Annotated in this window: 20 protein-coding genes; 8 read left to right on the top strand and 12 right to left on the bottom strand. The window is 55.7% G+C overall.

The genetic code is table 11. The features are described from left to right. Positions 1-32: 32 nt before the first annotated feature. Positions 33-2,099, top strand: a complete 2,067-nt coding sequence (locus tag LH23_RS04680; protein ID WP_039288943.1) for an AsmA family protein — start codon at positions 33-35, stop codon at positions 2,097-2,099. A gap of 176 nt (positions 2,100-2,275) precedes the next feature. Here LH23_RS04680 and LH23_RS04675 read toward each other — a convergent pair whose 3' ends face one another. The 4 genes from LH23_RS04675 to LH23_RS04660 form a co-directional block, all read right to left on the bottom strand. After that, positions 2,276-3,601, bottom strand: a complete 1,326-nt coding sequence (locus tag LH23_RS04675; RefSeq protein WP_039288941.1) for an MFS transporter — start codon at positions 3,599-3,601, stop codon at positions 2,276-2,278. 196 nt (positions 3,602-3,797) lie between these two features. Continuing rightward, positions 3,798-4,454, bottom strand: a complete 657-nt coding sequence (locus tag LH23_RS04670; protein ID WP_039288938.1) for a DapH/DapD/GlmU-related protein — start codon at positions 4,452-4,454, stop codon at positions 3,798-3,800. Between the two features lie 90 nt (positions 4,455-4,544). Next, positions 4,545-5,603 carry an inner membrane protein YhjD gene (yhjD, locus tag LH23_RS04665; protein ID WP_039288936.1) on the bottom strand — a complete coding sequence of 353 codons (1,059 nt, stop codon included), beginning with the start codon at positions 5,601-5,603 and terminating at the stop codon, positions 4,545-4,547. Positions 5,604-5,658: 55 nt separating this feature from the next. Beyond that, complete coding sequence (locus LH23_RS04660; protein WP_039288934.1) at positions 5,659-6,558, bottom strand: LysR family transcriptional regulator; 900 nt, start codon at positions 6,556-6,558, stop codon at positions 5,659-5,661. A 119-nt stretch (positions 6,559-6,677) separates the two neighbouring features. Between LH23_RS04660 and LH23_RS04655 the strand changes: the two genes are divergently transcribed. Continuing rightward, positions 6,678-7,436: an SDR family NAD(P)-dependent oxidoreductase gene (locus LH23_RS04655; RefSeq protein ID WP_039288932.1), complete on the top strand. Its 759-nt coding sequence runs from the start codon at positions 6,678-6,680 to the stop codon at positions 7,434-7,436. A 97-nt stretch (positions 7,437-7,533) separates the two neighbouring features. Here LH23_RS04655 and yieH read toward each other — a convergent pair whose 3' ends face one another. Beyond that, the gene (gene yieH, locus LH23_RS04650) at positions 7,534-8,199 is read right to left on the bottom strand and encodes a 6-phosphogluconate phosphatase (RefSeq protein ID WP_039288930.1); all 666 of its coding nucleotides are present in this window, start codon (positions 8,197-8,199) and stop codon (positions 7,534-7,536) included. A gap of 168 nt (positions 8,200-8,367) precedes the next feature. Here yieH and LH23_RS04645 point away from each other — a divergent pair, with 168 nt between their 5' ends. After that, complete coding sequence (locus LH23_RS04645) at positions 8,368-9,699, top strand: NCS2 family permease (protein ID WP_039288928.1); 1,332 nt, start codon at positions 8,368-8,370, stop codon at positions 9,697-9,699. A 59-nt stretch (positions 9,700-9,758) separates the two neighbouring features. Here the strand turns inward: LH23_RS04645 and LH23_RS04640 are convergent, their stop codons facing one another. From LH23_RS04640 to rpmH, 7 genes are all read right to left on the bottom strand, one after another. Beyond that, a complete protein-coding gene (locus tag LH23_RS04640; protein ID WP_039288927.1) occupies positions 9,759-10,325 on the bottom strand; it encodes an NADPH-dependent FMN reductase in 567 nt (188 codons plus the stop codon). A 17-nt stretch (positions 10,326-10,342) separates the two neighbouring features. Then, complete coding sequence (locus LH23_RS04635) at positions 10,343-11,101, bottom strand: 4'-phosphopantetheinyl transferase family protein (protein ID WP_039288924.1); 759 nt, start codon at positions 11,099-11,101, stop codon at positions 10,343-10,345. A gap of 320 nt (positions 11,102-11,421) precedes the next feature. Next, positions 11,422-12,786, bottom strand: a complete 1,365-nt coding sequence (gene mnmE, locus LH23_RS04630; protein WP_039288921.1) for a tRNA uridine-5-carboxymethylaminomethyl(34) synthesis GTPase MnmE — start codon at positions 12,784-12,786, stop codon at positions 11,422-11,424. A 77-nt stretch (positions 12,787-12,863) separates the two neighbouring features. After that, a complete protein-coding gene (yidC, locus tag LH23_RS04625; protein ID WP_039288919.1) occupies positions 12,864-14,507 on the bottom strand; it encodes a membrane protein insertase YidC in 1,644 nt (547 codons plus the stop codon). A 2-nt stretch (positions 14,508-14,509) separates the two neighbouring features. Continuing rightward, positions 14,510-14,767, bottom strand: coding sequence for a membrane protein insertion efficiency factor YidD (yidD, locus tag LH23_RS23310; protein WP_071530513.1), 258 nt, complete (start codon positions 14,765-14,767; stop codon positions 14,510-14,512). After that, a complete protein-coding gene (gene rnpA / locus LH23_RS23305; RefSeq protein ID WP_071842695.1) occupies positions 14,731-15,090 on the bottom strand; it encodes a ribonuclease P protein component in 360 nt (119 codons plus the stop codon). Before rnpA ends, yidD begins: the two co-directional genes overlap by 37 nt. Before the next feature lie 17 nt (positions 15,091-15,107). Then, positions 15,108-15,248 carry a 50S ribosomal protein L34 gene (rpmH, locus tag LH23_RS23300; RefSeq protein WP_000831330.1) on the bottom strand — a complete coding sequence of 47 codons (141 nt, stop codon included), beginning with the start codon at positions 15,246-15,248 and terminating at the stop codon, positions 15,108-15,110. Positions 15,249-15,841: 593 nt separating this feature from the next. On the opposite strand from rpmH, the gene dnaA reads away from it, so the two are divergent. The 5 genes from dnaA (at position 15,842) to LH23_RS04595 (ending at position 22,508) form a co-directional block, all read left to right on the top strand. Next, a complete protein-coding gene (gene dnaA, locus LH23_RS04615; protein WP_039296385.1) occupies positions 15,842-17,224 on the top strand; it encodes a chromosomal replication initiator protein DnaA in 1,383 nt (460 codons plus the stop codon). Between the two features lie 4 nt (positions 17,225-17,228). Continuing rightward, positions 17,229-18,329: a DNA polymerase III subunit beta gene (dnaN, locus tag LH23_RS04610; protein ID WP_039288915.1), complete on the top strand. Its 1,101-nt coding sequence runs from the start codon at positions 17,229-17,231 to the stop codon at positions 18,327-18,329. Next, positions 18,330-19,403 (top strand): DNA replication/repair protein RecF, encoded by a 1,074-nt coding sequence (recF, locus tag LH23_RS04605; protein ID WP_039288913.1) that lies wholly within the window; start codon positions 18,330-18,332, stop codon positions 19,401-19,403. 28 nt (positions 19,404-19,431) lie between these two features. Continuing rightward, positions 19,432-21,846, top strand: coding sequence for a DNA topoisomerase (ATP-hydrolyzing) subunit B (gyrB, locus tag LH23_RS04600; RefSeq protein ID WP_039288911.1), 2,415 nt, complete (start codon positions 19,432-19,434; stop codon positions 21,844-21,846). A 263-nt stretch (positions 21,847-22,109) separates the two neighbouring features. Next, positions 22,110-22,508, top strand: a complete 399-nt coding sequence (locus LH23_RS04595; RefSeq protein ID WP_039288909.1) for a YidB family protein — start codon at positions 22,110-22,112, stop codon at positions 22,506-22,508. Positions 22,509-22,641 lie beyond the last annotated feature (133 nt).

Genomic DNA, 22,641 nt, shown 5'->3' with positions numbered 1-22,641 from the left:
CAGGCAGACCGGCATCAGGAGAGGTAAGAGGGATGACAAAAACGGGTAAAATTAGCAGCGCAGTTGCCGGGATTTTCTTGTTGTTGGTTGTCGTAGCGATCGTGTTGATCGCCACGTTTGACTGGAACCGGCTGAAACCAACCATCAACCAAAAAGTCTCGACAGAGCTGAACCGCCCCTTTGCTATTCGTGGCGACTTAGGGGTGGTTTGGGAACGTAATAAAGACGAGCCCGGCTGGCGCAGCTGGGTGCCGTGGCCACACGTTCATGCCGAAGATATCCTGCTTGGCAACCCGCCGGACATCCCCGAAGTCACTATGGTCCATCTGCCAAGAGTGGATGCGACGCTTGCCCCGCTCTCGCTGCTCACCAAAACGGTCTACATCCCCTGGATAAAACTGGTCGAGCCCGATGCCCGAATTATCCGGCTGTCGGAAAAAATCAATAACTGGACCTTTAACCTTGCCAGTTCTGGCGACAGCGATCCCAATCCAAAACCTTCCGGCTGGTCCTTCCGGCTGGATAACATTTTGTTCGATAAAGGCCGGATCGCCGTAGACGATCGAGTGACCAAGGCTGAGCTGACTATCCTCGTCGATCCGCTGGGTAAACCGCTGGCTTTCAGCGAAGTGTCCGGCCAAAAGCCACAGGGCAAAGACGCAGCGAAGGCGGCAGATTACGTTTTCGGCCTGAAAGTCAGTGGCCGCTACAACGGCCAGCCGGTGGAAGGGAGCGGTAAAATCGGCGGCATGCTGGCACTGCGCAGTGAAAGTGATAGTGCGTTCCCGGTGCAGGCCGATGTGCGTTCAGGGACATCGCGAGTGGCCTTCGTTGGCACCGTCAACGACCCGATGAAAATGGGCGGTGTCGATCTCAGGCTTAAATTCTCCGGCGATTCTCTCGGTAACCTTTACGCGCTGACCGGCGTGCTGCTGCCGGATACGCCTCCGTTTGAAACCGATGGCCATCTGCTGGCGAAAATCGACACAGATAAAGGCTCTGTCTTCCGCTATCAGGATTTTAACGGGCGCATTGGCGACAGTGATATTCACGGTTCCCTGACCTACAGCCAGGGGAAACCACGCCCTAAACTCGAAGGCGATTTAGTCTCTAAACAATTGCGGCTGGCCGATTTAGGGCCGCTGATTGGCGTTGATTCCGGAAAAGATGCCGAAAAGACGAAAAAAGCCAGGCAGCAGCGGGGCGACAGAACGGTGCAACCCGCTGACAAAGTGCTGCCTTACGATCGCTTTGAAACGGACAAATGGAACGTGATGGACGCCGATGTGCGCTTCAAAGGGCAGCGCATTGAACACAGCGGAACGCTGCCGCTGAGCGACCTGACCACCCACGTGATCCTGAATAACGCCGACCTGCGCCTGCAGCCGCTGAAATTCGGCATGGCGGGCGGCTCCATCAATGCCAACATCCACCTTGAGGGCGATAAAAAGCCGATGCAGGGGAAAGCGGATATTCAGGCGCGTCGCCTGCAGCTGAAGCAGCTTATGCCGAAGGTTGAGTCGATGCAGAAAACGCTGGGCGAGCTGAACGGCGACGCCAACCTGAGCGGGCGCGGTAACTCGGTCGCCGCACTGCTGGGCACCAGTAACGGCAGTTTGAAGCTGTTGATGAATGACGGGCTTATCAGCCGTAACCTGATGGAAATCGTCGGCCTGAACGTGGGCAACTACATTGTCGGCAAAATTTTTGGCGATGATGAGGTGCGGATCAACTGCGCCGCCGCGAATCTGGATTTACGCAACGGAATTGCGACACCGAGAATTTTTGCCTTTGATACAGAAAATGCACTGATTAATGTCACCGGCAGCACCAATTTTGCCAGCGAACGCCTGGATTTGACCATCGATCCTGAGAGCAAAGGGATTCGGATTATTACTCTGCGTTCACCGCTTTATGTGCGCGGCACGTTCAAGAGCCCGGATGCGGGCGTGAAGCCGGGACCATTGATTATTCGTGGTGCAGTGGCCGCAGCGCTTGCAACGCTGGTCACTCCGGCAGCGGCGCTGGCCGCTTTGATATCGCCTTCTGAAGGCAGTGAGAATCAGTGCCGGACGATTTTGGGGCAGATGAAGAAATGAGGTTTCCCCTCACCCCGGCCCTCTCCCCAGAGGGGCGAGGGGGAAAAGAGAAGGCAAAACTGACATTTCCTTTCCCTTTTAGCCCGGTATCCTTCTTCGCCCCCTCTCCCCTTTAGCCGGGTTTCCTTTTTTGTCCCCTCTCCCTTTTAGGGAGAGGGTTAGGGTGAGGGTAAAAATTACAGCGACTGGTGGCGGGTCTCTTTGCTCAACAGCAGCGCAATCAGCGTCAGGGCAGACATCGCCGCCAGATACACGCCGACATAGAACAGGCCGTAATTAGCCTGCAGCCAGGTCGCGATATACGGTGCGACGGAAGCGCCAAGAATGGACGCCACGTTGTATGAGAATGACGCGCCGGTGTAGCGGACTTCCGTCGGGAACATCTCCGGCAGCAGCGCCCCCATCGGGCCAAAGGTCAGCCCCATCAGGCTCAGGCCAATCAGCAGATAGGCCATCACCAGCGCCTGGTTCCCGGAGCCCAACAGCGGCGGGAAGACGAACAGTGCAAACAGAATCATCAGGCTGGTGATCACAATCATGCTCTTACGGCGGCCAAAAGCATCCGCCAGATAGCCCGCAATCGGCACCATCACACCAAAGCCAATCACCGCCATCATCAGCATCCACAGCACCTCATTGCGCGAGAAGCCCAATCCCGCCGGAACGGGTGCGGTGCTGAAGGTCATGGAATAGACCGTCATGATATAGAACAGTGTATAGGTGGCCAGCATGATGAAGGTACCGAGAATCGTCGCCTTCAAATGTTTGGTCAGCAGCGTGCCCAGCGGGACTTTGACCTGCTTGCCTGCTTTGGCAATCTTCGCGAATACTGGCGTTTCATGCAGCGAAACGCGGACATAAAGCCCAATAATGACCAGAACGGCAGAAAGAATGAACGGTACGCGCCAGCCCCAGGACATGAACTGCTCGTCGGTCAGCAGCCATGAAAGCAGCAGGAAGGTGCCGTTGGCGAAGAAGAAGCCGATCGGCGCGCCCAACTGCGGGAATGAACCGTACAGCGCGCGTTTGCGCGGCGGGGCGTTCTCAGTGGCCAGCAATGCCGCGCCACCCCATTCACCGCCCAGGCCAAGACCCTGGCCAAAACGGGCCAGCGCCAGCAGAAGCGGGGCGAAGATACCAATACTGGCATAGCCTGGCAGCAGGCCGATGACGACGGTCGAGATCCCCATCGTGAGCAAGGAAGCGACCAGCGTGACTTTACGACCTACGCGGTCGCCGAAGTGGCCGAATAGCGCCGAACCAATCGGGCGAGCCACAAAGGCGATAGCGAAAGTGGCGAGAGACTGTAGCGTGGCGGCCGTCGGGTCACCCTGCGGGAAGAAGATGTGCGGGAAGACAATCACCGCCGCGGTGGCATAGATGTAGAAGTCGAAGAATTCGATGGCCGTGCCGACCAGCGAAGCAACAACGACTTTTCCGCGTGAGTTTACGGGCGTAGCGTCAGCCCCGGTATCGAGAGTTGTGGCAACGGATGCTTGCATAGATTTTTCTTATTTATGGCGAACGAAAGTCCATTTACGCATAGCAAAAGAAGCATTTCAACGCGCTGCACCGGGCGGAGTAGTTCAAAAAACGCGCATTAAGTGGATAATTTTTAAGCCTGCCCGTAACCTTCCATGAAATGCTTCACAAAATTTTCAAAATAGAGAATAAAACTGGTTTTAGGTTAAATAAAAGTTACCAGTTAGATTTATCTGCTGAGTTGCTCGGCTTGTCCCAGCGAGCGCAAAAACTGGCTATCTCTCCGGACTGAAATTCCGGCAGGTGCGCCATCAATTTCTCCAGTGGCCAGTCCCACCAGGCAATGCGCTGCAGACTTGCAACAACCTCCTGCGGGAAACGGCTGCGAATGGGTTTAGCTGGCACGCCACCAACGATGGTGTACGGCGGCACATCTTTGCTGACCACCGCGCCCGCGGCAAGCACGGCCCCGTCGCCTACCGTCACACCGGGCAAGACGATAACGCCGTGACCAATCCACACGTCGTTACCAATGATCACCCGGTCTTCACGGCGATGAGCAAAGAACGAAGTATCCCGCCCGACGCCGGTCGCGTAGTACTCAGGGCAGTAGGTAAAGCGGTGCTGTGAGGGGCGATCCATCGGGTGATTGGGGGCGCCAAGCCGGACATGGTTGGCAATGGCGGTGAATTTGCCGATCTCGCTGTCGGCCACGCAGCAGTGCTCCCCGAGGTAGGAGAAGTCGCCGAGAGTGCTGTACTCCAGCACGCTGTTGGCGAGTATTTCGCACTGTTCGCCTATGTGTGTTTCGCGTAGGCGAACGCTGGGGTCAATAACGGTTTTCTGGAGTTTGGGTACGGAGGCAGTTGTCATGGCATGTTCTCTGGTCGGAGGTTTAGACAAGTGGGCCTGCTAACCTGGGGGTCGGCAGGCAACCTATCCTGACCGGAAATCATGACAGGATTATTTATGCGTTTTCCCCGGCATCCTCGGGTCGTCTTTGTATTCTGCGGTGGCAATCCAGGCCGCGCAGAATAGCGTCAGGCGGGCGAAGAAATAGAAGAAGGCCATCAGCCCCAGCACCGAGCCAAAAGCGGCCCCGGAAGGCGAGCTGACGAGCTTTGGCAGACTGTAGGTCATGATGATTTTAATCACCTCAAAGCCGATGGCCGCAATCAGCGTGCCGCGAATGAGCGCTTTACGGCGCGGGCGGTGGCGCGGCAGCCGCCAGAAGATCCAGAAGAACAGCAGGTAGTTAGCAAAAATCGAAATGGCCAGGCCAACCAGGTGCCAGGCCGGTTTGAGCCATTCGATATCGCCCAGGTGCAGCAGGCCGATCAGCAGTGTCTGGGCCGAGCCGGAAATCGAGGTAATAGACAGGGTAACGATCAGCGCAATCAGCAGACCAATCAATGAGATAAAATCACGCAGGTATTTTACCCAGAATTTTTCCTGATCCTGCGGGCTGCGTTCCCACTTATCCCGCGACTGAGCGCGTACCGCTTCACGCAGGTTACCCATCCAGTTAATGCCGGAGTAAAGCGCAATCAGCAGCCCGACCAGGCCAACGGTGGTGCGCTGCTGAACCGCGGTATTGATGGTGTTTTTCAGGGTGGCGGCGAGCGTCGGATCGCTGACGTTCTCAAGGATTTTGGCAAAAATATCTTCGAGCAGCGTCGGGTGCGAGGCCAGCACGTAACCGCCTGCCGCGAAGGCCACCATCATGATGGGGATCAGTGACAGAAACGAAAAGTAGGTAATGGCGGCACCAAACTGGTTCCCAAGCCGGTCATTAAAGCGCTCTGCGGCGCGGAGCAGGTGGGCAACCATCGGCTGCCTGACCGTTTTGTTGACCGCGGATATGGTGCTGTTCACCGCGGCGTTACCGGTTTTAAGCTTTACCAGCGGTTCGTTCTCTGCGGGCTCGTTTTGCGCTTCATCCTGCTGCGTGTCGATAGATACAACAGGCTCATACTCGAGCTCGTGGGTTGGGCGTTTTTCGCGGTTATCCGGCGTCGTCATCGGGTCAATTTTCCTTTTGCTGTGGCAGGATCTTAAGGAAATTATAGCCATAACGCTAATCGACATAGGCTTTGAGTACGCCGCTTAGCCATTCCATAAACAAATGTACTCGCCGGGAGAGGTTGCGGCGATGCGGATAAAGCAGAGAAATCGGCATCGGCTCGGCGCGGTACTGAGGCAAAATTTCCACCAGACTGCCCTCTTTGAGCTGGGTTTTCACGCCCACACGAGGTACCTGAATGATCCCCAGCCCGGCGACACAGGCGGCCTGGTAGGTTTCCGTGCTATTAACGGTAATCAGACCACCGGTTTTCACCCACTGCGTTGTTTTATCCAGCCAGACTTCAAAGCCTTGTGGGCGGGTGCCAAGGTTTTGGGCGTAATGCACCAGCGCATGAGAAGCCAGGTCGTCCAGGCTTTCGGGATAGCCAAAGCGGCTGAGGTAGTCAGGGCTGGCGCAGTTGATCATGGTGAATTTCCCCAGCGGCCGTGCTACCAGGCCGGAGTCTTTGAGGTGACCCACGCGCACCACGCAGTCAAACCCTTCCCGCACGACATCTACCATTCTGTCGCTGCTGCTAAGCTCTAACTCTATGCCCGGGTACTGCTGCAGGAACCCCGGTAGCTTCGGAATGATCAAACCGCGCGCCAGCGTAACGGGCATATCAACCCTGATGCGCCCGCTGACGCTGGCGGGATCGGTCTGAAACAGACCGTCGAGTTCATCCAGGTTGGTTAACAGGTCGCGGCAGCGTTCGTAATAAACCATACCGTCCTGGGTGAGCTGAACCCGGCGAGTGGTGCGGTGCAGCAGGCGCGTGCCGAGTGACGTTTCCAGTGCCTGAATCTGGCGAGAAACGCTGCCCTTCGGTAACCCAAGCGTGTCTGCGGCGCGGGTAAAGCTCTCCAGCTCTGCAACCCGCACGAAAAGCTGCATTGCGTGTATTTTATCCATCTTATCACCACATTGTTGCTGTGAATGAAACAGTGAGGCGCATCTGGCCGTATTTATTGATTTTGTATCAGCTAATAAGCTGTATCTCAATGTCCTGACAGCCAAATAAGGGGTGTATCATGAGTCAACGCATTGCTTTAGTGACCGGCGGCAGCCGTGGTTTAGGTAAAAACGCAGCGCTGAAGCTGGCCGCACGCGGAATCGGCATTCTGCTGACCTATAATAGCCAGCGTCAGGAAGCCGAAGATGTTGTGCGCGAAATTGAGCAAAAAGGCGTGAAAGCGGCAGCAATTCAGCTCAACGTCGGCGATTCTTCTACCTTCGCTGGATTTGTTGAGCAAGTGAAAGAAACGCTGCATCGCGTCTGGCAGCGAGATACGTTTGATTATTTATTGAACAACGCTGGAATCGGTCTTGAAGCGTCGTTTGCCGAGACCACCGAAGCGCAGTTCGATGAAATAATGAACATCCATCTGAAAGGGCCTTTCTTCCTGACTCAGGGCCTGCTGCCGCTGATTAAAGACGGCGGCCGCATTCTGAATGTTTCCACCGGCCTGACTCGTTTCTCGCTGCCGGGCAAAGCCGCTTACGCGACGATGAAAGGGGCGATGGAAGTGCTGACCAAGTACCAGGCTAAAGAGTTGGGCTCGCGTGGGATTGCGGTGAATATTATTGCGCCTGGCGCTATCGCTACCGATTTCAGCGGCGGTATTGTGCGCGACAATGAACATGTTTCGAAGGCTATTGCGGCACAAACCGCATTAGGGCGCGTAGGTCAGCCGGATGATATCGGCGATGCCATTGCGGCAATTCTTAGTGATGAGACGGGCTGGATGAACGCGCAGCGGATTGAGGTTTCCGGCGGGATGTTCCTTTAGTTTTTTGACCCTCACCCTAACCCTCTCCCTAAAAGGGAGAGGGGATCTACCGGAGTCTGCTTACATGCAATCGAGTAGACAGAAGGAGGGGCAACGCCTACGCCGTAATCTCCCAACCCCGCGCTTTCCACAAGTCCGGTAACTCGGCCAAATCGGTAAACGTCGTCACCTTTGGATGGTCGATCGGTTTGTTATGCGGATCGGCACAGAAGTAAAACACCTCCATTCCCGCGGCAATACCCGACTGCGCACCCGCCATAGAATCATCCACCAGAATGCAATGCTCTACGTCCATGTTCATCAGTTTCGCCGCGTGGAACATCAGGGCCGGGTCCGGCTTCCAGCGTTGAATGTCGTAGCCGCTGTACAGGGCATTCGGGAAGTAGTCGAGCATCCCGGTTTTGCCGAGAGAATGCTGCATTTTGCTGACCGGGCCGTTGGACACTACGCACATTGGCTTGTTGATTTGCGCCAGCAGCGTGTTTGCCCCGGCGATCTCCTGAAGTTCGCTGTCAAACAGGCGGGCAACTTCGGCGCGATAAATCGCTTCCAGTTCGAGCTTAGGCAGGCTGGTGCCGTACTCAGCGTTTATTGTGTCGATAATTTCGTAGAGTTTGACGCCTTTGAAGGTCTTAAAGACATTATCGAGCGCAAGTTGAATGCCATATTGCGCAAACATATGTACGTAGGCTTTGGAGCAGATGACTTCGCTGTCGACCAGCGTTCCATCGCAGTCAAAAAACACCGCTTCTATCCGGGACATGCCATTTCCTTTCTCTCAGGTTTAACGTTTACTCTATGCTTTTTGCGCAACGCAATCGATCCCGTTGCGGTAATTTCAGCGAAAAAAGTGGATGATTTGCGTTATCCCCCGCCAATTTTGGTATAGGATAGCGGCGTATTTTTTCCTCTTTTAGTTCGGAAACCGATAATGAGCCAACCACAGTCCACTCCGGAAACAACCCCGGGGCTGCTCGAACGCGCGTTCAAATTACGCGAACACGGTACTAACGCCCGCACCGAGGTGATCGCCGGGTTCACCACCTTCCTGACGATGGTGTATATCGTTTTTGTTAACCCACAAATCCTCGGCGCAGCCGGGATGGATACCCAGGCGGTATTCGTCACCACCTGCCTGATAGCCGCCTTTGGCAGCATCCTGATGGGGATTTTTGCCAACCTGCCTGTGGCGCTGGCACCGGCGATGGGCCTGAACGCCTTCTTCGCCTTCGTGGTTGTTGGCGCGATGGGCCTGTCCTGGCAAGTCGGCATGGGCGCTATCTTCTGGGGCGCCGTGGGCCTGCTGCTGCTGACCATTTTCCGCGTTCGCTACTGGATGATTGCGAATATCCCACTTGGCCTGCGCGTTGGCATTACCAGCGGTATCGGCCTGTTTATTGGCATGATGGGGCTGAAAAATGCCGGGATTATCGTGGCCAATAAAGAGACGCTGGTCAGCATCGGGAACCTGACTTCCCACAGCGTGCTGCTGGGGGCTTTGGGTTTCTTTATCATTGCGATTCTCGCTTCACGTAATATTCACGCGGCGGTGCTGGTGTCTATCGTGGTAACCACGCTGCTGGGCTGGCTGCTGGGCGACGTGCAGTATCACGGCATCGTGTCTGCGCCACCAAGCGTGAGCAGCGTTGTCGGGCAGGTAGATTTAGCCGGTTCGCTGAATCTGGGGCTCGCGGGCGTCATCTTCTCCTTCATGCTGGTGAACCTGTTTGACTCCTCCGGTACCCTGATTGGCGTCACGGACAAAGCTGGGTTAACCGACGAGAAGGGCAAGTTCCCGCGCATGAAGCAGGCGCTGTTCGTGGACAGTATCTCTTCCGTGACCGGCTCGTTCTTCGGCACCTCTTCCGTTACCGCTTACATCGAAAGCTCATCCGGCGTTTCCGTCGGGGGCCGCACCGGCCTGACCGCTATCGTGGTTGGCCTGCTGTTCCTGCTGGTTATCTTCCTGTCACCGCTGGCGGGCATGGTGCCTGCGTATGCGGCCGCAGGGGCGCTGATTTACGTTGGCGTGCTGATGACTTCCAGCCTGGCCCGCGTGAAGTGGGATGACCTGACCGAAGCGGTACCGGCGTTTGTTACCGCCGTGATGATGCCGTTCAGCTTCTCCATTACCGAAGGCATCGCGCTGGGCTTTATTTCCTACTGTGTCATGAAGTTGGGCACTGGCCGCTGGCGCGAGCTGAGCCCGTGCGTGATCATCGTGGCGCTGCTGTTTGTGCTGAAAATTGTGTTTGTTGATTAAAGCCAGACGCTAAAAACAACAACGCCAGTCATGTGACTGGCGTTTTTTTTGGCCTGGAATCAAGCTTTGACGCGCCGGATGTAATCGCCAAAGGCGGTCAGTTGCCCGGTCAGATGGTCGAGCGTGCTTTGATCGACCACTTCGCCGCTCTGTGGGTCCACTTTGTTCTGAATCACGCCGCCCATAAACTCAGGCTTGTTCATCACCATCGCATCCAGGAAAACAAGGATCTGGCGCAGGTGATACTGGCAGCGTGCGCCGCCGATAGCGCCCATAGAGCTGGTTTGAATCAGCACTGGTTTACCGGCCAGCGGCTGCTCAGGCAGGCGAGAAAGCCAGTCAATGGCGTTTTTCAGGCCACCCGGCACGGAATAGTTGTACTCAGGCGTCACAATCACCACGCCATCTGCCTGGCGGATTTGCTCGGCAAGGGCTTCCACGCTCTGCGGGAAACCTTCTTCCTGCTGGATGTCGGCATCGTACAGCGGGATGTCGCCAATGGAAGGCAGGGCATCAATCTGCATACCTGCCGGGGCGATGTTCGGCAGCGTACGGGCGACCATCGCGTTAAATGAACCCTTACGCAGGCTCCCCAGTAAAGTCACTATCTTCAACGAATCAGACATTGGTACTCCTTTATGTGTCAGGACGTTCGGGAAAATGTGTTATGCGGCGTTGCTGTCTCTGATGATATACCCGTCAGGCGAATGATGCGCGCCTGAGCGCTTCGGCTGCGTGCTTCGGCATCCGGCAGGGCGTTCCAGCCCTGTTGGCCGTCGAACTCCCAAAGCTTCAGGCGTTCCACGCCCGGTGCTACGGCACAGCCCCAGATAAGGATATCTTCCGCATCGCTGATCGCTTCAATATGCGGCTCGTTTATGACGCGCAGACGACCAGAGCCCGGCAACAATTGTAGTGTGCTCTGGCTCGTCTGGGGATTGTCCGTCAGTTTCAGGACGCTACGGCGGAGCGTATGCAGCTGGGTACGGGCTTCATTAGGATCGTTTTGGTTGTTGATCCAGGTGATCTCGCTGCTGCTGGACTGAGACGGCGGCACGACCGGGGACGGTGCCTGGAAACTGCGGCGAAGCTCCATGTCCAGCCCGCAGCGCCCTTCGGTGGCCAACAGCACGCCCACCATGTTACCGGCATAGGCAATGCTGAAATCCGGCAGTTCCGCGTCGGCAAAGCGCGGGCGACCTGCCGTAGAGGTGATGATTTGCGGCAGGCGTTGGGTGCCATAGAGCATAAACATCATTTCTGCGACCAGCGTACGCGACGCGAGATAGCGCGTGCGGCGGTGCTCCGGCATCAGGCTGGCGGCGTTAAGAACCTCGTCGCTCAGCCGGGGTGAAGTGAGGTTGGGAGGGTTCAGAGCCCATCTTGCAAAATGCGTCGCCATTTGTCGCTCCTTGATAATGGTCAGTCGATGTCATGCTGCTTCGGGTGGCTGAAACAGCGCTCCGCATCCGATCCTGAATCTTGTCAGGGATCGAATAGTAGTCTCTGGCTCAATGCGTTGTCATTGATGCTCTTCAATAGAGTGACCTATTTTTTGAGCAATATATTATATATTCAATCCTGGGAAAATTCTTAGTGGTTTGCGTCAGTGAAGCACTTAAAAATGTCGATCTGAAGACATCGTCTTGAAATGATGAAGTATTTTAAATATGAGGAAAATGCCCCGCATCATGAAGTGTGACGCGGGGCGGCGGTAAGGGGTTATTTCCCGATACAGAAGCTCGAGAAGATGCGGCCTAACAGGTCGTCAGAGCTAAATTCGCCGGTGATTTCACTTAAGTTCTGTTGCGCCAGACGCAGCTCTTCCGCCAGCAATTCGCCAGCCCAGGCACCCAGCAGTTGGGCTTTGCCCTGTTGCAGGTGTTCAGCGGCTTGCTCGAGCGCCTGCAGGTGACGGCGGCGGGCGAGGAAGCCGCCTTCCATGTTGGTTTCGAAGCCCATGCTCTCTTTCAGATGCGCGCGCAGCACGTCGACACCTTCCCCGGTACGGGCGGAGAGCCTGACAAGTGAGTGACCATTTACTTCGCTCAGGCCAAGCGTTTCTCCAGTGACGTCCGCTTTATTGCGCACCACGGTAATCGGCAAACGCTCCGGTAGACGAGCGATAAAATCTGGCCAAATCGTCGCCGGGTCAACGGCGTTGGTGGTGGTGCCGTCCACCATGAATAACACGCGATCCGCCTGCTCAATCTCTTTCCAGGCACGCTCAATCCCGATGCGTTCAACTTCATCGCTGGCTTCACGCAGGCCTGCGGTATCGATGATATGCAGCGGCATGCCGTCGATGTGGATATGTTCGCGCAGCACGTCACGCGTGGTGCCGGCAATATCGGTGACGATAGCGGCCTCGCGCCCGGCCAGCGCGTTCAGCAGGCTGGATTTACCGGCGTTAGGGCGTCCGGCGATCACCACCTTCATGCCTTCGCGCAGCAGGCTGCCCTGGCGGGCTTCGGCGCGCACCGCGTCAAGATCGCCAATGACCCGATGCAACTGGGCTTCTATTTTTCCGTCGGAGAGGAAGTCGATCTCTTCGTCCGGGAAGTCGATAGCCGCTTCCACGTAGATACGCAGGTGAGTCAGGGCTTCCACCAGGTGGTTAATACGCGCGGAGAACGCTCCCTGCAGCGAATTAAGCGCTGAGCGAGCGGCCTGCTCGGAGCTGGCATCGATCAGGTCGGCAATGGCTTCTGCCTGCGCCAGGTCGAGCTTATCGTTCAGAAATGCGCGCTCGGAAAACTCACCGGGATTGGCGATGCGTAAACCCGGCAGCGTCAGAATGCGTTTTAGCAGCAGGTCGAGAATGACCGGGCCGCCGTGCCCCTGCAGTTCAAGAACATCTTCACCGGTGAAGGAGTTCGGGCCAGGAAACCACAGCGCAATGCCCTGATCCAGCGCGCTACCGTCGGCATCACGGAAGGGAAGGTAATCCGCGTAGCGTGGCTTCGGCAGCTTACCGAGCACCGCCTCCGCGACCTCGCGCGCCTGACGGCCGGAAATACGCAGGATACCTACGCCGCCACGCCCCGGCGGAGTAGCCTGGGCAATGATAGTGTCATGATTGCTCATCGTTTATCTCAGACCTTGAATCAAAAAGAAAAAGGCGGTCAATCGACCGCCTTTCATAAGCTTAACGCCAAATATTATCAGGTCTTTTTCTTGTCGCGGCTATGCAGGCCACGCTTTTCCAGACCGCGATAAATCAGCTGCTGCTGAAGGATGGTCACCAGGTTGCTGACGATATAGTACAGCACCAGACCTGACGGGAACCACAGGAAGAACACGGTGAAGATGACCGGCATAAAGGTCATGATCTTCTGCTGCATCGGGTCGGTTACGGTGGTCGGCGACATCTTCTGGATGAAGAACATCGTGGCGCCCATCAGAATCGGCAGGATGTAGTACGGGTCCTGTGCAGACAGGTCGTGGATCCACAGTGCGAACGGCGCGTGGCGCAGTTCAACGGAGCCCATCAGCATGTAGTACAGCGCCAGGAAGATTGGCATCTGGATGATCAGCGGGAAGCAGCCGCCCAGCGGGTTAACCTTCTCAGCTTTGTACAGCGCCATCATTTCCTGGCTCATACGCTGCTTGTCGTCACCGATACGCTCACGCATGGCCGCCAGTTTTGGCTGCAGCATACGCATTTTGGCCATCGAGGTGTACTGCGCTTTGGTCAGCGGGTACATGATGCCACGAACGATAAAGGTGATAACGATAATGGAGAAGCCCCAGTTACCGATGAAGCTGTGGATAAATTTCAGCAGCTTAAACAGTGGCTGAGAGATGAACCACAGCCAGCCGTAATCTACGGTCAGGTCAAGGTGTGGCGCAACGGCCGCCATTTTGTCCTGAATCTCTGGACCTACCCACAGGGTGCTGCCCATCTGAGCGGTCTGGCCTGGCTGGACGATCTGCGAGGCAGATTTGTAGCCAATTGCCGCAACGTCGTTGTTCAGTTTGGTGGTGTAGAAGTTGTTCGCGCCCTGAGTATGCGGTACCCATGCGGTAGCAAAGTACTGCTGCAGCATCGCCACCCAACCGCTGTTGGCGTTGACGTTCAGGTTTTCACCGTCAGCGATGTTGTCGAACTTAACTTTTTCGTATTTCGCGTCCGGGGTGGAGTACGCCGCACCACGGAAGGTATGCAGCGCAAAGTTGCTGCTGCCGGTGTCGCGATGAGAAGGCAGGTTGATGGACTGCTTCAGCTGACCAAAGGTTGCCAGCTCCAGCGGTTTCTCGCCCACGTTCTTCACGTTGTAGTCCACACCCACAGAGAACTCACCGCGTTTCAGGGTGAAGGTCTTGGTGAAGGTGTTGCCAGCGGCGTCGGTAAACGTCATCGGGACAACCAGTTCGTTCTGGCCATCCGCCAGCGCGAAGGTATCGGCAGTGACGTTATACAGCGGACGATCGCCGTTCGCCGGGTTATCCGGGCCATCACGACCGGTCAGGCCGCTCTGTGCCTGGTAGATAAATTCAGGCGTGGTTTCCAGCAGTTGGAACGGCTCTGCGGATTTCAACTCTTTCGGGTAGGTTGGCAACAGCGCTTGTTCTACATCACCACCGCGGGTGTTGATGGTCAGTTCAAGAACGTCAGTTTTAACCGTAATGAGTTTTCCCTGGCCACTGGCCGGCACACCCTGGTTAGCGGCGTTACCCTGGCTGTTCGTGGTCTGCGTGGTCTGCTGCACCTGAGGTTGAGGAGCGTGCTCCTGCTCCCAGGCTTGCCAGATCATGAAAGACACGAACAACAAAGCGATGAGAAAAAGATTGCGTTGCGAATCCATCGTTAGTGTTCTCTGGTATCAAAAGGTCCGGGCGGAACGGGATCGTCTCCACCAGGGTTCAAAGGGTGGCATTTTAGTACGCGTTTCATCGTTAACCAACTGCCTTTTAACACTCCAAACCTGCGCAAGGCCTCAATTCCGTAGTGAGAACAGGTTGGGGTGAAACGACAATGCGGCCCGAGAAGCGGACTAATCAGGCGTTGATAGACCCTGATGAGGGCTATCAGGACCCGCGAGCCTGGCGACAATGGCGGCGCCATAACTTTTCCAATGCTTCCGATAAAGCCTGGTTATCCAGATCGGCAACCCCTTTTTTCGCTACTACCACGAAATCCATTGGTGGCAGTTCGTGCTGACGCAGACGGAAGCTTTCACGCGTCAGACGTTTAATCCGATTGCGTTCGTGGGCGCGTTTTACGTTTTTCTTAGCGACTGTGAGACCGATGCGGGGATGCCCCAGCGAATTAAGGCGGCCGAGAATGGTGATTTGCGGCGTGCCAGCCCGTTGTGGCTGCTGGAAGACGAATGTGAAATGATTGGGAGTTAACAAACGTAACTCCCTGGGAAAAGCTAGCTTAACCACTCAGGGGTTAGCTTTTATTACTTAGAAACGGTCAGACGAGCGCGGCCTTTAGCACGACGACGTGCCAGAACCTGACGACCATTTTTAGTAGCCATACGAGCACGGAAGCCGTGAGAACGGTTGCGCTTCAGTACAGACGGTTGAAAAGTGCGTTTCATGGCGATTTCTACCTAAACTATTAAATTTCACTGGATTTGCGTAACGCCCTACAGGGTCTGCGAACGACTTACGCTTCAGTGTGGCTGATTAAAGAGGCCGGATTGTAATAATTGTACACTCCGGAGTCAATTCAATTCCCTTACTGCTGCGCCCTTTTTGACCCCGAAAAGAGGCCCGGATCTCCGCTGAAGTACAGCGGCATTACGCGACGGGTGGAGAATTATACGGGCTTACCGTGAAAGCGCAAGGATCCGCGAGGATCTTCATCAGATCTCTTTAGCGATATTTGTGCGCTAGTCATTAAATTTTCCAATATGAGACGGTTATACGCTGCACGTGTGCCAGGATCGATTACACTTAACCCGCTCAAAACTTCCCTGTGGATAATTCGTGAAGAATCTGTGAGAAACAGAAGATCTCTGCCGCGCTTTAGGCTATGATCCGCGGTCCCGATCGTGATCCAGCCTTCACCGGGGAAACCGCAAATAGCGGTTCGCGCGCCTCCCACAGCCTGAGAGCGCGTGTCAACAATCATGAATGTATAACTTTCAGTCTTCGTCTTTTTATCGACTTTGTTCGAGTGGAGTCCGCCGTGTCACTTTCGCTTTGGCAGCAGTGTCTTGCCCGATTGCAGGATGAGTTACCAGCCACAGAATTCAGTATGTGGATACGCCCCCTACAGGCGGAACTGAGCGATAACACGCTGGCTTTGTACGCGCCTAACCGTTTCGTACTCGACTGGGTGCGGGATAAGTACCTTAATAATATCAATGGCCTGCTCAACGATTTCTGCGGCACCGACGCGCCTTTGCTGCGTTTTGAAGTGGGCAGTAAGCCCGTGACGCAGCCTGTTGCCGAGCTGGCCACGACCTCCGCTCCTGCGCAGGTTGCTCGCGCTGTGGCACCAATGCGCCCAAGCTGGGACAATGTGCCTGCGCCTGCTGAGCCGTCCTACCGTTCTAACGTTAACCTGAAACACACCTTTGATAACTTCGTTGAAGGTAAATCGAACCAGCTGGCCCGCGCGGCGGCACGCCAGGTGGCCGATAACCCAGGCGGCGCGTATAACCCGCTCTTCCTTTATGGCGGCACCGGTTTAGGTAAAACTCACCTTTTACACGCGGTGGGTAACGGCATCATGGCCCGCAAGCCGAATGCTAAAGTGGTGTACATGCACTCTGAGCGTTTTGTTCAGGACATGGTTAAGGCGCTGCAGAACAACGCCATCGAAGAGTTCAAACGCTATTACCGCTCGGTGGATGCGCTGCTTATCGATGACATCCAGTTTTTTGCCAATAAAGAACGTTCTCAGGAAGAGTTTTTCCACACCTTTAATGCCCTGCTGGAAGGGAATCAACAGATCATTCTGACGTCGGATCGCTATCCAAAAGAGATCAACGGCGTGGAGGATCGTTTGAAATCCCGTTTCGGCTGGGGGCTGACGGTAGCGATCGAGCCGCCGGAGCTTGAAACCCGCGTGGCGATCCTGATGAAAAAGGCCGACGAGAACGATATCCGTCTGCCGGGCGAAGTGGCCTTCTTTATTGCCAAGCGACTGCGCTCCAACGTCCGTGAGCTGGAAGGGGCGCTGAACCGCGTAATCGCCAACGCCAACTTTACAGGCCGGGCGATTACCATCGACTTCGTGCGTGAAGCGCTGCGCGATCTGCTGGCGCTTCAGGAGAAGCTGGTCACCATCGATAATATTCAGAAAACGGTGGCCGAGTATTATAAAATTAAGGTCGCTGACTTGCTGTCCAAGCGTCGCTCCCGTTCCGTTGCCCGCCCGCGCCAGATGGCGATGGCGCTGGCAAAAGAGCTGACCAACCATAGCCTGCCGGAAATTGGCGATGCTTTTGGTGGACGCGACCACACCACGGTTTTACATGCCTGCCGCAAGATTGAGCAGTTGCGTGAAGAAAGCCACGATATCAAAGAAGATTTCTCCAATTTAATCAGAACATTATCTTCGTGACGCTATGAAATTTACCGTTGAACGTGAACATTTATTAAAACCGCTGCAGCAGGTAAGTGGCCCCCTCGGAGGCCGTCCTACTCTGCCTATCCTGGGCAATCTGCTGCTGCAGGTGGCTGAAGGTGCACTCTCTTTAACCGGTACCGATCTGGAAATGGAGATGGTGGCGCGCGTGGCGCTGGTACAGCCTCATGAACCTGGGGCAACAACCGTACCTGCACGTAAATTCTTCGATATCTGCCGTGGCCTGCCGGAAGGGGCTGAAATTGCGGTACAGCTGGAGGGCGACCGCATGCTGGTTCGCTCCGGGCGTAGCCGCTTCTCGCTTTCCACGCTGCCGGCGGCGGACTTCCCGAACCTGGACGACTGGCAGAGCGAGGTAGAATTTACCCTGCCGCAGGCGACCATGAAGCGCCTGATCGAAGCCACGCAGTTCTCTATGGCGCATCAGGACGTTCGCTATTACCTGAACGGCATGCTGTTCGAAACCGAAGGCGAAGATCTGCGTACCGTTGCAACGGATGGCCACCGTCTGGCGGTCTGTTCAATGCCGGTTGGTCAGCCTTTGCCAAATCATTCGGTTATCGTGCCGCGTAAAGGCGTGATTGAGCTGATGCGTATGCTCGACGGCGGTGAAACTCCGCTGCGCGTGCAAATCGGCAGCAATAACATTCGCGCTCATGTCGGTGACTTCATCTTTACCTCCAAGCTGGTGGATGGCCGCTTCCCGGATTACCGTCGCGTGCTGCCGAAGAACCCGGATAAACACCTTGATGCAGGCTGCGATCTGCTGAAGCAGGCGTTTGCGCGTGCGGCGATTCTGTCGAACGAGAAATTCCGCGGCGTGCGCCTGTTCGTCAGCGAAAACCAACTGAAAATCACGGCAAACAACCCCGAGCAGGAAGAAGCAGAAGAGATTCTGGACGTTTCCTACGACGGTACCGAGATGGAAATCGGCTTCAACGTCAGCTATGTGCTGGACGTGCTGAACGCCCTGAAGTGCGAGAACGTCCGCATTCTGCTGACCGACTCCGTTTCCAGCGTGCAGATTGAAGACGCGGCCAGCCAGGCGGCGGCCTATGTTGTTATGCCAATGAGACTGTAGATGTCACTTACGCGTTTGCTGATTAAAGACTTTCGCAACATCGAAAACGCGGATCTCGCTCTTTCTCCTGGCTTTAATTTTCTGGTCGGTGCTAACGGCAGCGGCAAAACCAGCGTGCTTGAGGCGATCTACACCCTCGGGCACGGTCGGGCTTTTCGCAGCCTGAAAATTGAACGCGTGATCCGCCATGAGCAGGACGCTTTTGTTTTGCACGGGCGGCTTCAGGACGGTGAAAGGGAAACCGCGATCGGCCTGACCAAAGACCGTACCGGCGACAGCAAAGTGCGCATTGACGGCAGCGACGGCCACAAAATCGCCGAACTGGCGATGATGATACCGATGCAGCTGATTACCCCTGAGGGGTTTACTTTGCTGGGCGGTGGCCCCAAATACCGTAGAGCTTTCCTTGATTGGGGCTGTTTTCACAATGAACCTGGCTTTTTTGTGGCCTGGAGCAACCTCAAACGCCTGCTGAAGCAACGTAACGCCGCGTTGCGCCAGGTGACACGCTACGCGCAGCTGCGCCCGTGGGATCAGGAGCTGATTCCGCTGGCCGAGCAAATCAGTCGCTGGCGCGCCGACTACAGCGCCGCCATTGCGGAAGATATGGCAGATACCTGCGCACAGTTTTTACCGGAATTTGCCCTGAGCTTCTCCTTCCAGCGCGGCTGGGAGAAAGAGAGCGACTATAGCGAAGTGCTGGAGCGCAATTTCGAACGCGACCGGATGCTGACCTATACCGCGCACGGCCCGCATAAAGCGGATTTTCGTATTCGTGCCGACGGGGCGCCGGTGGAAGACACGCTCTCGCGCGGGCAACTTAAATTACTGATGTGCGCCTTACGACTGGCGCAGGGTGAGTTTCTCACCCGGCAGAACGGGCGGCGTTGCCTGTATCTGATAGATGATTTTGCCTCTGAACTGGATGACGCCAGGCGCGGCCTGTTGGCCAGCCGGTTAAAGGCCACGGAGTCACAAGTTTTTGTTAGCGCGATAAGCGCCGAACATGTGATGGATATGGCGGACAAAAATTCAAAGATGTTCGCCGTGGATCAGGGTAAAATAGCGGATTAACCCAAGATTAAATGAGCGAGAAACGTTGATGTCGAATTCTTATGACTCCTCCAGTATCAAAGTCCTTAAGGGGCTGGATGCGGTACGTAAGCGCCCGGGCATGTATATCGGCGATACGGATGACGGCACCGGTCTGCACCACATGGTATTTGAGGTCGTGGATAACGCTATCGACGAAGCGCTCGCGGGCCACTGTAAAGACATCGTGGTCACTATCCACGCGGATAACTCCGTCTCGGTAACCGATGATGGCCGTGGTATTCCGACCGGTATTCACCCGGAAGAAGGCGTTTCTGCGGCGCAGGTTATCATGACCGTACTGCACGCTGGCGGGAAGTTCGATGACAACTCCTATAAGGTCTCCGGCGGCCTGCACGGCGTAGGCGTCTCGGTGGTTAACGCCCTGTCCCAGAAACTGGAACTGGTGATTCGCCGCGAAGGCAAAGTGCATCAGCAAACCTACATCCACGGTGAGCCTCAGGCTCCGCTGGCAGTGACCGGTGACGCCGATGTGACCGGGACTCAGGTGCGTTTCTGGCCGAGCCACGAAACCTTCACCAACGTAACCGAATTCGAATACGAAATCCTGGCTAAGCGTCTGCGCGAGCTGTCGTTCCTGAACTCCGGCGTGTCTATCCGCCTGATCGACAAGCGCGACGGCAAGCAGGATCACTTCCACTACGAAGGCGGTATCAAGGCGTTTGTTGAGTACCTCAACAAGAACAAAACCCCGATTCACCCGAACGTGTTCTATTTCAGCACTGAAAAAGACGGTATCGGCGTGGAAGTGGCGCTGCAGTGGAACGACGGTTTCCAGGAAAACATCTACTGCTTCACCAACAACATCCCTCAGCGCGACGGCGGTACTCACCTTGCGGGCTTCCGCGCGGCGATGACCCGTACCCTGAACGCCTACATGGACAAAGAAGGCTACAGCAAAAAAGCCAAAGTCAGCGCCACCGGTGACGATGCGCGTGAAGGCCTGATTGCCGTTGTTTCCGTGAAAGTGCCGGATCCTAAGTTCTCTTCCCAGACCAAAGACAAGCTGGTTTCTTCGGAAGTGAAATCCGCGGTTGAGCAGCAGATGAACGAACTGCTGGCCGAATACCTGCTGGAAAACCCGTCTGACGCAAAAATCGTTGTCGGCAAAATTATCGATGCTGCACGTGCCCGTGAAGCTGCACGTCGCGCACGTGAAATGACCCGCCGTAAAGGTGCGCTGGATCTGGCTGGCCTGCCGGGCAAGCTGGCGGACTGCCAGGAACGCGACCCGGCTCTGTCTGAACTGTACCTTGTGGAAGGGGACTCTGCGGGCGGCTCTGCAAAACAGGGGCGTAACCGTAAGAACCAGGCGATTCTGCCGCTGAAAGGTAAAATCCTCAACGTTGAGAAGGCGCGCTTCGACAAGATGCTCTCTTCTCAGGAAGTGGCGACGCTTATCACTGCGCTGGGCTGCGGCATTGGCCGTGACGAGTACAACCCGGACAAGCTGCGCTACCACAGCATCATCATCATGACCGATGCGGACGTTGACGGCTCCCACATTCGTACGCTGCTGCTGACCTTCTTCTATCGTCAGATGCCGGAAATCGTTGAGCGCGGCCACGTTTATATCGCCCAGCCGCCGCTGTACAAAGTGAAGAAAGGCAAGCAGGAACAGTACATCAAAGACGATGAGGCGATGGACCAGTACCAGATCGCTATCGCCCTTGACGGCGCGACTCTGCACACCAACGCCAGTGCACCTGCTCTGGCCGGTGAGCCGCTTGAGAAGCTGGTGGCCGAGTACAACACCGCGCAGAAAATGATTGGCCGCATGGAGCGCCGTTATCCGCGTAACCTGCTGAACAACCTGGTTTATCACCCAACGCTGCAGGTGGCCGACCTGGCCGATGAAGCGAAAGTGACGCAGTGGATTTCTGCGCTGACCGCGACGCTGAACGAAAAAGAGCAGCACGGCAGCACCTGGAAATACGATATTCACCATAACAGCGAGCTGAACGTGTTTGAGCCGATTGTACGCGTGCGTACTCACGGCGTGGACACCGACTACGTGCTGGAAAAAGAGTTTGTGGAAGGGGGCGAATATGGCCGTCTTTGCGCACTCGGTGAGAAGCTGCGTGGCCTGATTGAAGAAGATGCCTTTATCGAACGCGGTGAACGCCGTCAGCCGGTAGCCAGCTTCGAGCAGGCGCTGGAGTGGCTGCAGAAAGAGTCCCGTCGTGGCCTCGCTATCCAGCGTTATAAAGGCCTGGGCGAGATGAACCCGGACCAGCTGTGGGAAACCACCATGGATCCAGACAGCCGCCGCATGCTGCGCGTGACCGTTAAAGACGCGATTGCCGCGGACCAGCTGTTCACCACCCTGATGGGCGATGCGGTTGAACCACGTCGTGCGTTTATCGAAGAGAACGCCCTGAAAGCGGCGAACATCGATATCTAACAAAAACTGTTCCGATCCAGGAGCCGTGCTTTTAGCACGGCTTTATCTTTTTGACAAAGAAGGAAAAAGCGTGGTTTTTCCTTCTTTGTGGTTAGCAGTCGAAAATCAATGAATTGATTTTCCTGGTTTATTTTTTGGTGCTCTCTGGTATCGCATCAATATGTTTGTATCACCATCATGATGGAGCCGTGCTTTTAGCACGGCTTTTTTTATGGGCGCTATACTTTCCGGTGTCGATTTTCTACATCACAGAGGGAAACCCCATGGGACTTTTTGATCAGGTTGCGGGCTCGCTGCTGAACGGCGACGCCGGTAAATATCAGGCCATTCTAAGCTGGGTAGAACAGCAGGGCGGTATTCAGGCGCTGCTGGACAAGCTGCGGCAGGGGGGCTTAAGCGATATTGTTTCCTCCTGGCTTAGCAGCAATACGACAAACCAGTCGCTGAGCGGCGACCAGATAACTCAGGCCCTGGGCTCGCCGTCCGTTGCCGCGCTGGGGGAAAAACTGGGCGTGGATACCGGCTCGGCTTCCGCTTTACTGGCGGAATACCTGCCGAAGGTGATCGACGCGCTGTCGCCCAACGGTGAAGTGACGCCGGAAGCCCATGACGACTTGCTAAGCGCGGGCGTTAACCTGTTGAAAGGTAAGTTGTTCAGCTAGCCTTTTTGTTGGCCCCGGCTTTACGTCCGGGGCGTTTAAAAGAGGAGTTTGCTCCTCGCCTCTCATCCCCCTTTTCCCCGGAGTTTGCTGCTGTTTTTTGAGCGGAATCGCGTTAGCATGAGGTAAATCCATT

The organism is Cedecea neteri, from assembly GCF_000758305.1.
Taxonomy (GTDB): Bacteria; Pseudomonadota; Gammaproteobacteria; order Enterobacterales; family Enterobacteriaceae; genus Cedecea; species Cedecea neteri_C.
This window is presented reverse-complemented; position numbering and strand designations above follow the sequence as displayed.

Bases quoted from the DNA above. Each gene is read 5' to 3' on its own strand.
- recF (WP_039288913.1), top strand. From the start codon at position 18,330: ATGTCACTTACGCGTTTGCTGATTAAAGACTTTCGCAACATCGAAAAC.
- yidD (WP_071530513.1), bottom strand. From the start codon at position 14,767: ATGGCGCCGCCATTGTCGCCAGGCTCGCGGGTCCTGATAGCCCTCATC.
- yidC (WP_039288919.1), bottom strand. From the start codon at position 14,507: ATGGATTCGCAACGCAATCTTTTTCTCATCGCTTTGTTGTTCGTGTCT.
- LH23_RS04645 (WP_039288928.1), top strand. From the start codon at position 8,368: ATGAGCCAACCACAGTCCACTCCGGAAACAACCCCGGGGCTGCTCGAA.
- LH23_RS04675 (WP_039288941.1), bottom strand. From the start codon at position 3,601: ATGCAAGCATCCGTTGCCACAACTCTCGATACCGGGGCTGACGCTACG.
- LH23_RS04670 (WP_039288938.1), bottom strand. From the start codon at position 4,454: ATGACAACTGCCTCCGTACCCAAACTCCAGAAAACCGTTATTGACCCC.
- dnaN (WP_039288915.1), top strand. From the start codon at position 17,229: ATGAAATTTACCGTTGAACGTGAACATTTATTAAAACCGCTGCAGCAG.
- mnmE (WP_039288921.1), bottom strand. From the start codon at position 12,786: ATGAGCAATCATGACACTATCATTGCCCAGGCTACTCCGCCGGGGCGT.
- yieH (WP_039288930.1), bottom strand. From the start codon at position 8,199: ATGTCCCGGATAGAAGCGGTGTTTTTTGACTGCGATGGAACGCTGGTC.
- yhjD (WP_039288936.1), bottom strand. From the start codon at position 5,603: ATGACGACGCCGGATAACCGCGAAAAACGCCCAACCCACGAGCTCGAG.
- LH23_RS04595 (WP_039288909.1), top strand. From the start codon at position 22,110: ATGGGACTTTTTGATCAGGTTGCGGGCTCGCTGCTGAACGGCGACGCC.
- LH23_RS04655 (WP_039288932.1), top strand. From the start codon at position 6,678: ATGAGTCAACGCATTGCTTTAGTGACCGGCGGCAGCCGTGGTTTAGGT.
- gyrB (WP_039288911.1), top strand. From the start codon at position 19,432: ATGTCGAATTCTTATGACTCCTCCAGTATCAAAGTCCTTAAGGGGCTG.
- LH23_RS04640 (WP_039288927.1), bottom strand. From the start codon at position 10,325: ATGTCTGATTCGTTGAAGATAGTGACTTTACTGGGGAGCCTGCGTAAG.
- LH23_RS04660 (WP_039288934.1), bottom strand. From the start codon at position 6,558: ATGGATAAAATACACGCAATGCAGCTTTTCGTGCGGGTTGCAGAGCTG.
- rpmH (WP_000831330.1), bottom strand. From the start codon at position 15,248: ATGAAACGCACTTTTCAACCGTCTGTACTGAAGCGCAACCGTTCTCAC.
- LH23_RS04680 (WP_039288943.1), top strand. From the start codon at position 33: ATGACAAAAACGGGTAAAATTAGCAGCGCAGTTGCCGGGATTTTCTTG.
- LH23_RS04635 (WP_039288924.1), bottom strand. From the start codon at position 11,101: ATGGCGACGCATTTTGCAAGATGGGCTCTGAACCCTCCCAACCTCACT.